We start from the raw sequence: 10,774 nt of genomic DNA, 5'->3' as shown, positions 1-10,774 counted from the left end.
TTGCCCGTGATATGCATGGCGGTAATGGTATCTCTGATGAGTTCCATATCATTCGTCATGTGATGAATTTAGAAGCGGTCAATACTTATGAAGGCACTCATGATATTCATGCGCTTATCTTAGGTCGCGCGCAGACTGGTATTCAGGCGTTTTATTAAGTGTTGTTAGCTAATAAGTCCTAGCTGGTTTTTGGATCCTAAACGTACGTTACTGTTGCGCTTTTTATAAAGCCCTTGATAAGCAGTAGCGTGCGTTTTTTTAGTTATTAGTCCTCATTTATGTCTGGTTTATCAATATAGTTAGTGAAAAGTAATATCGACACATTATGTACTGCGGGTATCAATTTTTCTTGCTTGCTGTGCCCATGCAGACAGAGGCTGCAAAAAATTTATACCCGCAGCCCCGTAGCGTTTTTAGAGTATTTTGACTATAGCTTTAAAGAATTAGATAAATGAGGACTAAGCACTGTTCTATCATTTTTATCATTATAAAAAATACGTTATCAATAAGGGGTTATTATGACTGTCAGCACACTGACACAACAACCTGAGCAAGACAACTTTACTAATAATGCTACTGCCAATATGGCGACTGACGCTGTATCAAAAGGCGCATTGCATGGAATTAAAGTGCTTGATTTGTCTCGGGTATTGGCAGGTCCTTCTTGTACCCAGATACTCGCCGACCTTGGCGCTGAAGTCATCAAGGTAGAGCGTCCACATATCGGTGATGAAACGCGTCATTGGGCACCGCCAACGTTCAGCGATAACACGTCCGCTTATTACGCCACCATTAATCGCAATAAAAAATCCCTAACGGTAGATATCACGACGCCTGCTGGACAAACCATCATTAAGCAGCTCGCTAAAACAAGTGATATTGTGGTAGAAAACTTTAAAGTTGGCGGTCTGAAAAAATACGGCTTAGATTACGACAGTCTAAAACAGAGTAATCCGCGCCTGATTTATGCCTCATTAACGGGCTTTGGGCAAACAGGTCCCGATGCTGCGCTTCCGGGCTATGACTATATCATTCAGGGTTTGTCAGGGCTGATGAGCGTCACGGGACCTACTGATGGTGAGCCGCATAAAGTTGGCGTGGCGGTGGTGGATTTATTTGCAGGCTTGCAGCTGACAATTGGTATTCAAGCGGCGTTAATAGCGCGCCAGCATAGCGGGCTTGGTCAACATGTCGATGTGGCGCTATTAGACAGTGCGCTGGCAATGCTCGCCAATATCGGTATGAATCATTTGGCATCTGGTGAAGTGCCGCCAAGATTGGGCAATGGCCACCCTAATATTGTTCCTTATCAAGTGTTTGCCGGTGCAGGTGAGGAGCACTTCATTTTAGCCTGCGGTAATGACCGTCAATTTGCCAGACTGTGCCAGATGTTATCCGTAGAGTGGCATACCGACAGTCGTTTTGCGAGCAATCCACAACGCGTTGCCCATCGTGAGCTTATTTGTAAGTGGCTCATAAAAGCATTTGCCGAGCATCCACGTGCATATTGGCTTACGCGTTTGCAGGAGGCTGGTATTCCTTGCGGTCCTATTCATAATGTCGCTGAGGCCTTGGCCATGCCACAAGCGCAAGCACGCGAAATGATTGTTAATTTTGCTGAACAAGGCAGTCCGGTTAGAGCATTAGGTAATCCAATCAAATTATCTGCATCGCCTGTCAGCTATCGTACGCCACCACCGAAATTGAGTGAGCATACTGATAGCACCCTTGCTGATTTAGGCTACGACAGCGATATGATAGCTAAGCTTAAAGCAAATGGGATTGTTTAATTTGGCTGTTTAATGGCTTTTTCTGAGTTGCTTAAGCTGTTTATTTGCTTAAGCGATTTGGCGGGCTGTTTTAAGAACAAACCATAGATTTAACAAGCGTCAAGTATCATATCAAGGCCATAACGCTACCTTATACCCTCAGCGTAAAACCCCAAACGTTGCTCCATTTGCTTGGCCAATTCAATCAGCACTATGCTGACTTCATCACGCTTAGACTCATATTCAGCCTGCAAAAAGCTGACCGCCATACCCGCGACTGCATTGCCTGAAGCATTGCGAACATACGTGCCTAAGCAGTACATACCATCACGCAATTGCCCATCATCCAGTGAAATACGGCTCTTTTTTATAGCAGCAATCTCATCCGCTAAAGTCTCAAAGTTGCCAACGCCATTGGGCGTCATTGGCTCTGGAAAGATGCCTTCATAAAGTGATTTGATGTTATGCATGGGCAAGGTTGAAAGCATGGCTTTGCCGGTTGCAGAAAACACCGCTGGCACACGCACGCCGGCACGAAAAGTAAAACCAAGCGGCGCAGGCGACTCATGGCAGGCTAAGAACACTACCTCTCCCAAATCCAGTTTGGATAAAGTAACCGTGTGCTGCATGAGCGTAGGGTACCGCACGATCAAATCTTTGAATAGCTGAATAACCCCTTGCTGCTGCTCGTATTTGCCCGCCCAATACAAAAGATAAGAACCCAAATGAAAGCGGCTATCGCTATCCTTATAGATGACATGCTTGCCAAGCAAACTTTGCAAAATATTATGCGTTGAGCTACGTGGCAGTTTAAGTTCTTTTGCAATATGCGCTGCCGTCAAGGGCTGCTGGCTTGCCGTGATTAAGTCCAGAATTTGAAAGGTTTTGTCCAGAGCAGGAACGGCAGTTGTGTTCATAAATCGCCTATGGAAGTGGATGAATATAAGAATATAGCAAATAATATTAAAAATAACGCTATTAACGGTTGCAAAGAGTATCCCATCGTTCTTATAATGATGTCTCATATATGGAATATTTGTTCAGTATATTGAACGATCTATATATTATCAATCCTTATTATTGACTGGTCATGCCAACGTTAGATTGCTTTATGAATAATACATAAGTACTACAGTCAGTCCTAAATAAAAAAATACAAACGTTATAAAGCACTACTGGGGTTAATTTTCTTGTTTGCTGTGGCTAGCCGACAGAGGCTGCGAATCATTAGCCCCATTAGTTCTGTACCCTTCTAAAAGTAGATCTACTATAGCGACAAATATGGAGTGTTACGATGTTAAAGACTACCCTAAATCTCTCTAACCCAGATTTGATCAAACAGCACTGTCTTATCAAAGACGGTTGGCACGCTGCCAATGATGATGCCACTATTAAAGTGAGCAATCCATTTAATGGCGATGTTATCGGTACGGTGCCAAGCTTGACGACCGCTGATGTCAATGATGCCGTTACTTACTCTCATAAAGCCCAAATCACTTGGGCCGCCAAAACCCCACAAGAACGCGCGCAGTTATTGCAAAAATGGGCAGATCTTATCGATGCCAACAAAGAAGATTTGGCCATCATTATGACCGCCGAGCAGGGCAAGCCTTTGGCTGAATCACGCGGCGAGATTGGTTATGCCAATAGCTTTATTCGCTGGTTTGCAGAAGAGGGTAAGCGTGTCTATGGTGATGTCATTCCTGCCACCCAGTCTCAGCTGCGCTATGTGGTATTAAAACAGCCAGTCGGTGTCTGTGCGGCTATTACGCCTTGGAACTTTCCAGCGGCGATGATTACTCGTAAAGCAGCTCCTGCACTGGCAGCAGGCTGTACCATCATTATCAAACCTGCGACTGAAACGCCGTTTTCTGCCTTAGCACTCGGTGCACTGGCTGAGCAAGCAGGTATTCCTGCAGGCGTTATCCAAGTCGTGACTGGTAAATCATCTGTTATCGGCGATATTCTTACCGGCGATGCCCGCATTCATAAACTCTCGTTCACAGGCTCTACCGAAGTCGGTCGTACCTTGATGGCGCAGTGTGCCCCAACGATCAAAAAACTGTCTCTAGAGCTTGGCGGCAATGCACCGTTTATCGTTTTTGATGATGCCGATTTAGAAAAAGCGGCGGATGGTCTTATCGCCTCCAAATACCGTAACGCGGGTCAAACTTGTGTTTGTGCCAACCGTGTCTATGTTCAAGACAGCATTAAAGATAAATTCTTAGATATCTTCATCAAAAAAGTCGCTGAGCTGAAAGTCGGTAATGGTATGGAAGAAGGGGTCAACGTTGGTCCTTTGATTAATGAAAAAGCCCTACAAAAAGTACAAGCGCTATTAAAAGATGCGCTAGATAAAGGCGCCACTCTGATTGCTGGTGGCAGTACAAATAACACCTCAGCCCTTGCTTACAATCCCACTGTCATTACTGACATCAGCGCTGATATGGACATTGCCAGCGAGGAGATATTTGGTCCTATCGCCCCAGTCTTTACCTTCTCATCTGAAGAAGAAGTCATTCGCGCAGCCAATGACACTATCTATGGTCTAGCCGCTTATTTTTATAGCAGCGACTATGCGCGTGCTTGGCGCGTGACCGAAGGTCTTGAGTATGGCATGGTAGGACACAATACGGGCATGCTCTCAACAGAAGTAGCACCATTTGGCGGTGTCAAGCAATCTGGTTTTGGTCGTGAAGGCTCGAAATACGGCATCGAAGAATATGTCGTGACCAAATACTGGTGTTCTGACATCAGCTAAGCTTTTAAACGGAGTGGATGCCAGAGGGTGGCTATGAGAATATCTTTGAGGCATCGATTGCCATCACTGACTATATCTGGGGCTATTATCAAACCGTGAGACCGCACAGCTTCAATGATTATTTGCCACCAGCTGAAAAATAGAGACGTTACTTTAATCAAAACCTCTTATCATGTGTCTAAAATTAGTTGACCACTACAAAGAGTTACGTGAATTAAAAATCGTCAATCGTCAATGGCTCAAAGACAACCCACCTAAAAAGTAAAAACGTTTCAAATATCAATAAAAAAAGCCTAGCATTAAATGCTAGGCTTTTTTTATTGTGAGAAGGATAAAGCGTTGAATCTATGCGCTGGTTTTATTACGAATCAGCTTGTAGTTCAAAAACTCAGTGATACCAAGAGTACCTAGCTCGCGACCAAATCCTGAGCGCTTGACACCACCGAATGGCGTGTTGGCCTCTGAACCAGAGGGAGTATTGATATAGACCATACCTACCTCAAGCTTATCAGCGATATCAGCAGCAAGATCGGCGTCTTGAGTTTGAATAGAAGCACCTAGACCAAAAGGCACGTCATTAGCAATCTCAATCGCATGGGCGATATCGCGCGCTTTATAGATGACGGCAACCGGACCAAATAGCTCTTCGCTATAGACATTCATAGAGCTATCGACGTCAGCGAGGACGGCAGGTGCAAACCAAGCACCCGCTTTGTCTTTAGTCATACCGCCTTCAACCAGTACCGTTGCACCGTCTTGAATAGCGCTATCTAGCTGCTTTTGTAAGTTCTCAGCAGCACTTACTGAAGACATAGGACCGATAAAAGTATCTTCTTGCATAGGGTCAGCCGCTGAAATACCGCGCACCGCATCGGTGAAGCCTTTTACAAACGGCTCGTACACATCTTCTACTATGATCAGACGTTTCGCTGCATTACAAGCTTGCCCTGTATTGCCAAAGCGGCCAACAATAGCGTTTTGAACCGCTTGCGCGATATCAGCATCTGCTGCCACGATAAAGGCATCAGAACCACCAAGCTCTAAAACGACTTTTTTAAGCGCGCCGCCTGCTATTTTTGCAACGGCTTGTCCTGCGCGCTCAGAGCCAGTAAGTGAAACGCCTTGTACTCTGCTGTCTTCAATGATAGTCGCTGCTTGATCGTTAGTGGCATAAACATTGTTATAAACACCATCAGGGAGACCGGCGTCTTTTAGGATATCAACGATGACTTCTGCGGTGTTCGGGCACTGCGGCGCATGCTTTAGGATAATCGTATTACCAGCGACGACGTTTGGCGCGACAAAACGGGCAACCTGATAGTGCGGAAAGTTCCATGGCATAATACCAAGTAAAGCGCCAACAGGGAGTTTTTTGACCGAGGCTGAGCCTTGATCAACGTCAATGGTATTAGGTGCTAATAGCTCTTGGGCATTGTTTGCATAGTAGCGATAGATCTGAGCGACCAGACCCAGCTCACCTTTGGCTTGTGCCACAGGCTTGCCCATCTCAGTGGCTATAATACGTGCCAGCTCGTCTCGACGCTTATCATAAATATCAGCAATTCTATTAAGTACGTCAGTACGCTCGCCAATTGAAGTCTTTTGCCACTCTTGATAAGCGTCGTCCGCTTTTTTGATCGCCTGCTGGATATCTTGTTCATTCGCAGTAGGGTAGGTGGCTTCAACTTCGCCAGTGGCTGGGTTGGTTACTTGATATTCGCTCATAGATATTCCTTTGGTTAAAAATCCATTTTGGATGGTACTTTAACAACGCCGTTTTGACTTCATTGTTTGATGGCTTTTTTTCTTAAATTATGCACTTCTTTACCATTGCCGGCTGCTGCCAATTAGTATAATAAATATTAATGCCGCCAAAAACGAGGTCTTTTTTGTGTACACCCATGACATGATGCTGAAAGAGTGCTTTTTCAAGCTGTACGATAGCTGAGTCACCATTTATATCATCATATTGCGCCGCGATAATGATATCGTTACAAATCAAAAAATTGACGCAAGAAGCAATGCATAGTCAAAATACTCTAAAAACGCTACTTTAACAAAAACATCTTATCAGGTGTCCTAAATTAGCCGACCACTATAGTGTGTTAGATTTGTCTTTGACTAACTTGATTTTATGCGCTGTTTTTTTAGTGATGATAGGGTCAGAATGAACGCCAAAGACTTTTTTGTGTCTTCTTACTGCTAAAGCGTCCGCTGCGGCTTTTTCTTCTGCTAAGGCTTGCTCATGCAGATTTTTATAGACGCCTATTGTCTCATCAATCATCTCACGTATGGTGAATTTGGTGGTCATCTCAGGGCGAGTTACACTTTCTAACTGGTGGCGCACCGCTTTACAAAGTGCATTGGCATTGTATTTTTTGACCAAACCTTGCGGATAGAGGGGGCGCAGGATTTCACTAAAGGCTGCTTGATCCCAGCCAATCACAGGCGTACCCAAATGAATGGCCTGCAAGGCATTGATACCGATAGATTCAGGCTGATTGGCAAGTGCCATGACGACATTGGCCGCTGACAGCCATTCGCGCATATCATTGCGCTTACTGCCCACATAAGTAATACGATCAGAGAGCTCCAAAGTATTGCTGCGTTGACGAAAATCCTCATGTGCCACATCGTCTGATCGATAATCTTCATCCATAATAATGACATGGATATTGGGAAACTGATCTTGCAGATTTCCCAAAATATCAATCAGCCATTCTTGTCCATATTCTTTACCAATAATCGTTGGAAACACCAACCATTTTTTATGCTCAAGCTCAGGGTATTCGGCAAAAGTATGGCGTAGCCAATATACTGATGGATTGTGCCGATAGGGATAACGACGCGTATCGACACCGCGGTAAATACGCTTGATCACTCTGGGATCCAGCTCCTCACGGCGCAGCCCCTTTGTTAGATAATCGGTCACACTATCAGATACTGTAATGATGGTGTCGACATCGAGGAGCGCTTGCGAGTATTTATTAATAGGATAAAAGCCGTACATGGTCGAGACCAGTTTTGGTCGACGTTTCACCCGCGCACGGCGTAGGGCTAAATGCAGTATCCATGCAGGCGTGCGTGAATGCACATGAATGATATCAGGGTCATATTTTTCAATCAGACGTCGCAGTGGCGCAACCTGTAGCAGTGATAGCCAAGATTTTTTATTCATATATAACTGGTGATAATGGTTGCCATCACGCTTTAGGCGCCTGACCAAATCATTGTCTTCATCAGCGCTAGAGATAATGATAGAGGTATGCTCATTTTTGACCAAAGCGCGTCCAAGATGAAAAATACCGCGCTCGGATTCATCATGCTTCAAAGACGACAGTAAGCGCATAACTTTCATAATGGCGTGGGTCACTATTTGAGGATATCAAGCTGCTATTGTCAGTGAAAAGCGGCTAAAACTCAACTACCAAGATAAAAAGATAGGATGAGAGAATGGATGGTATTTATGGTGAATACGACGATGTGGCACATGAGGATTATAGGGACATTTTAAATGTTATAGTCAATGAAAAGTAATATCGACACATTATGTACTGCTGGTATCAATTTTTCTTGCTTGTTGTGCCCATGCATATAGAGGCTGCAAAAAATTTGTACCAGCAGTACTGTAGCGTTTTTAGAGTATTTTGACTATAGTAACCAAGTCACTAACGCTGTTTTTTGAGATGCTGAGCATTTGGCAGCACCTGCTTTTCACTGAGATACTTCCAGTAGCGCTGCGGTAAATATTGCTTGTGCAAACGTGGATTTTTGCGCTCTTTGATATTGACGTTGGTGAAGTAACCTTGCCAAAATTTTTGATAGCGCAGTTCATCCGCACTATGAATGCTAGCAGGGTTGCGCAGTACAGCCTCATTAAGCTCGGTAATGGTTTGCAGGGCAGCGGGGCGCTTGGGCGTACTTTGGCTTTTATCATAATAAATACCATAGCCCCTAGCCAAATCATAAATTGCCCAGTGCTGGTCTTGGTAACGCTGACGAAAATGCTCCCCAATGAGCGGCAAAACATTAAAATCCGGCTCAACACGCGCAAAGTAAATGTCTTCAACCGTATGCTCAAAGCGCACAAAGGCCTCCATACGATGCTTCTCACGACCAACAGACTTGACCGTTTGCACAAGCTCCAAGACGTTGAGATTACCCAAATCATCCATAATATGGCGACTTGGGTAGTCAATCGCGTATTTGACCACTTGAAATAGAGTCGTGCCGATATGGTCTTTTTCTGATAAAAATCCCCAAAGAAGGTTGCGCATGCCTGAACGACCCAATAGTTGATTCAGCTTTATCAATACACGTTCTGCTTTGTCTTCATCCTTAGCAACGCTGGTCGCTTGGGCAATGAGTGAAGGCACGTAACAATCTTGAGCAATTAATTGTAGGGATTCATCACCTTGTAATTTACTAGCATAGACGTAAAATACCGCACTGAGCCATCCTTCAAAACTTGGCTCATAAAGCACAATACTGGGCGTTAATTGACCGACAATGTAATCGTGACTTTGCAGCAGTTGTGACATCTCTATTCCCATTTAAAACAGTAATCATTTAAACAGTGCTAATTAAAACAGCGCCAACTGCCCACTACGTTGATCTTTAAATTTCGTTTGTGTTTGTGCCAGTACGTATTGGCGAAAATTATCACGCGTTAAATGGGCAAGATGCTCATTTTTGCCAGTGGTAGCAATAAAGTATTTGGCACGATTGACGGCAGCCCCCATTTTTTTCAGATGATAAAGCGTCAACTGGTTAAACTTGCGTGCTTTCACTATTTTTTTGGCTGTCTTTGTACCGATACCCGGAATACGCACAATCATCTCATAAGTAGCGGTTTGAATATTAACGGGGAAGTGCTCACGGTGGCGAATTGCCCAAGCCAGTTTTGGGTCGCAGTCTAAGTCCAAAAATGGCGATTCTGGTTCAACGATTTCGTGCGCGCCAAATCCATAAAAACGCATCAGCCAGTCGGCTTGATAGAGACGGTTTTCGCGTACCATCGGTACAGGCGTCCCAATCGCTGGCAGCCGACTGTCAGTCAACATCGGTACATAGCCAGAGTAATAAACTCGCTTAAGCTCATATTGCTTATAAAAATGGCTCGATAGCTGAATGACTTGTAAATCGGTCTCATTGCTAGCACCAACAATCATCTGGCTGGTCTGACCTGCTGGCACAAATTTCGGCGCTTTTTTGTGCGTTTTACGGCTCTCACGGATAGTGATGATTTCTTCTTTTACCGTTTCCATTGGTGCTTTTAATTGCTCATGTGACTTTTCTGGTGCCAACAGGGCAAGACCTGATATGGTTGGAATCTCTATATTGACGCTGAGACGATCGGCGTACAATCCCGCTTCTAATAGCAACTCCTTTGAGGCGCCCGGAATGGTTTTAAGGTGAATATAGCCATTAAAACGCTCGCGCGTACGTAATATCTTGGCGACCTCGACCAAACGCTCCATTGTATAGTCGCCACTTTTAAAAATACCTGAGCTGAGAAACAGCCCTTCGATATAGTTACGGCGGTAAAACTGCATGGTCAAATCAACGACTTCTTCGACACTAAAAGCCGCACGCGGGGTGTCATTGCTTTTGCGCGAGGTGCAATAAGCACAGTCATAAATACAGTGATTGGTCAGTAGGATTTTCAGCAGACTGACGCAGCGACCATCTTCGGTGTAGCTATGGCAAATACCGGTTGCTGAGGCATCGCCGAGACCGCCACCTTGGTTTTTGCGCGTACCAGCGGAAGAGGAACAAGAGACATCATACTTTGCGGCGTCCGCTAAGATATTGAGCTTGCCTTGCAGTCGTTCATAATTGATGGTTGCCATAATCGGTATTTACCGTGTCAGTAATGAAAGACTATTTTAGCAAAATTAGCAGTAAGTCATTGTATTTATGAGTGAAATACAAGTGCTATACGACAACTGTTGTCGCCTATTATGAGTTGCACTATACGATTCTAAAAGCGCTGAAATTTGAAGCAATATAGTCAGTGAAAAGTAATATCGATACATTGAGTACTGCTAGCATGAATTTTTCTTGCTTGCTTGCTGAGCCTACGCAGACCGAGGCTACAAAAAATTTATACTAGCATTACCGTAACGTTTTTAAGGTATTTTGACTAGGGTTTATGAATAGCCACAAAAAAGGTCTCGCTGACTAGAGAATTAGCCGGCAAGACCTTTTATCAGTTTAGCATTTATGAATTTTAATGCTTTAA

At 44.3% G+C, this 10,774-nt stretch carries 10 protein-coding genes; 4 read left to right on the top strand and 6 right to left on the bottom strand.

Translation table 11 applies throughout. From position 1 onward, the window contains the following. Together JMW90_RS08215 and JMW90_RS08210 are read left to right on the top strand one after the other, a co-directional pair. A partial coding sequence (locus JMW90_RS08215) for an acyl-CoA dehydrogenase family protein (protein ID WP_265089232.1) occupies positions 1–158 on the top strand: 158 nt, incomplete at its 5' end. 360 nt (positions 159–518) lie between these two features. Then, entirely contained in the window at positions 519–1,790 is a 1,272-nt protein-coding gene (locus tag JMW90_RS08210) for a CaiB/BaiF CoA transferase family protein (RefSeq protein WP_201563069.1), read from the top strand. A gap of 125 nt (positions 1,791–1,915) precedes the next feature. On the opposite strand, the gene JMW90_RS08205 is transcribed toward JMW90_RS08210, so the two are convergent. Next, entirely contained in the window at positions 1,916–2,686 is a 771-nt protein-coding gene (locus JMW90_RS08205; protein ID WP_201563067.1) for an IclR family transcriptional regulator, read from the bottom strand. Positions 2,687–3,063: 377 nt separating this feature from the next. On the opposite strand from JMW90_RS08205, the gene JMW90_RS08200 reads away from it, so the two are divergent. Both JMW90_RS08200 and JMW90_RS13905 read left to right on the top strand, forming a co-directional pair. Then, positions 3,064–4,530, top strand: coding sequence for an NAD-dependent succinate-semialdehyde dehydrogenase (locus tag JMW90_RS08200; protein WP_201563065.1), 1,467 nt, complete (start codon positions 3,064–3,066; stop codon positions 4,528–4,530). Positions 4,531–4,547: 17 nt separating this feature from the next. Then, the gene (locus tag JMW90_RS13905; RefSeq protein WP_265089231.1) at positions 4,548–4,673 is read left to right on the top strand and encodes a hypothetical protein; all 126 of its coding nucleotides are present in this window, start codon (positions 4,548–4,550) and stop codon (positions 4,671–4,673) included. 202 nt (positions 4,674–4,875) lie between these two features. On the opposite strand, the gene JMW90_RS08195 is transcribed toward JMW90_RS13905, so the two are convergent. The 5 genes from JMW90_RS08195 to JMW90_RS08175 all read right to left on the bottom strand — a co-directional run bounded on the left by JMW90_RS08195 (position 4,876) and on the right by JMW90_RS08175 (position 10,382). Then, positions 4,876–6,255 carry an NAD-dependent succinate-semialdehyde dehydrogenase gene (locus JMW90_RS08195; protein WP_201563063.1) on the bottom strand — a complete coding sequence of 460 codons (1,380 nt, stop codon included), beginning with the start codon at positions 6,253–6,255 and terminating at the stop codon, positions 4,876–4,878. A gap of 82 nt (positions 6,256–6,337) precedes the next feature. Then, positions 6,338–6,553 (bottom strand): agmatine deiminase family protein, encoded by a 216-nt coding sequence (locus JMW90_RS08190; RefSeq protein ID WP_201563075.1) that lies wholly within the window; start codon positions 6,551–6,553, stop codon positions 6,338–6,340. Positions 6,554–6,625: 72 nt separating this feature from the next. Further along, positions 6,626–7,888 (bottom strand): glycosyltransferase, encoded by a 1,263-nt coding sequence (locus tag JMW90_RS08185; RefSeq protein WP_201563061.1) that lies wholly within the window; start codon positions 7,886–7,888, stop codon positions 6,626–6,628. 310 nt (positions 7,889–8,198) lie between these two features. Beyond that, the gene (locus JMW90_RS08180) at positions 8,199–9,071 is read right to left on the bottom strand and encodes a TIGR03915 family putative DNA repair protein (RefSeq protein WP_227691904.1); all 873 of its coding nucleotides are present in this window, start codon (positions 9,069–9,071) and stop codon (positions 8,199–8,201) included. 42 nt (positions 9,072–9,113) lie between these two features. Further along, positions 9,114–10,382, bottom strand: coding sequence for a putative DNA modification/repair radical SAM protein (locus JMW90_RS08175; RefSeq protein WP_201563057.1), 1,269 nt, complete (start codon positions 10,380–10,382; stop codon positions 9,114–9,116). Positions 10,383–10,774: the final 392 nt, after the last annotated feature.

This window comes from Psychrobacter glacincola (assembly GCF_904846215.1).
Taxonomy (GTDB): domain Bacteria; phylum Pseudomonadota; class Gammaproteobacteria; order Pseudomonadales; family Moraxellaceae; genus Psychrobacter; species Psychrobacter glacincola.
The sequence above is the reverse complement of the archived record's forward strand: the minus strand, read 5'-3'. Positions and strand labels throughout refer to the sequence as shown.

What these genes read in the sequence shown, in the direction of transcription:
- JMW90_RS08210 (WP_201563069.1), top strand. Translation starts at nt 519, where the DNA reads ATGACTGTCAGCACACTGACACAACAACCTGAGCAAGACAACTTTACT.
- JMW90_RS08195 (WP_201563063.1), bottom strand. Translation starts at nt 6,255, where the DNA reads ATGAGCGAATATCAAGTAACCAACCCAGCCACTGGCGAAGTTGAAGCC.
- JMW90_RS08180 (WP_227691904.1), bottom strand. Translation starts at nt 9,071, where the DNA reads ATGTCACAACTGCTGCAAAGTCACGATTACATTGTCGGTCAATTAACG.
- JMW90_RS13905 (WP_265089231.1), top strand. Translation starts at nt 4,548, where the DNA reads ATGCCAGAGGGTGGCTATGAGAATATCTTTGAGGCATCGATTGCCATC.
- JMW90_RS08185 (WP_201563061.1), bottom strand. Translation starts at nt 7,888, where the DNA reads ATGAAAGTTATGCGCTTACTGTCGTCTTTGAAGCATGATGAATCCGAG.
- JMW90_RS08200 (WP_201563065.1), top strand. Translation starts at nt 3,064, where the DNA reads ATGTTAAAGACTACCCTAAATCTCTCTAACCCAGATTTGATCAAACAG.
- JMW90_RS08175 (WP_201563057.1), bottom strand. Translation starts at nt 10,382, where the DNA reads ATGGCAACCATCAATTATGAACGACTGCAAGGCAAGCTCAATATCTTA.
- JMW90_RS08205 (WP_201563067.1), bottom strand. Translation starts at nt 2,686, where the DNA reads ATGAACACAACTGCCGTTCCTGCTCTGGACAAAACCTTTCAAATTCTG.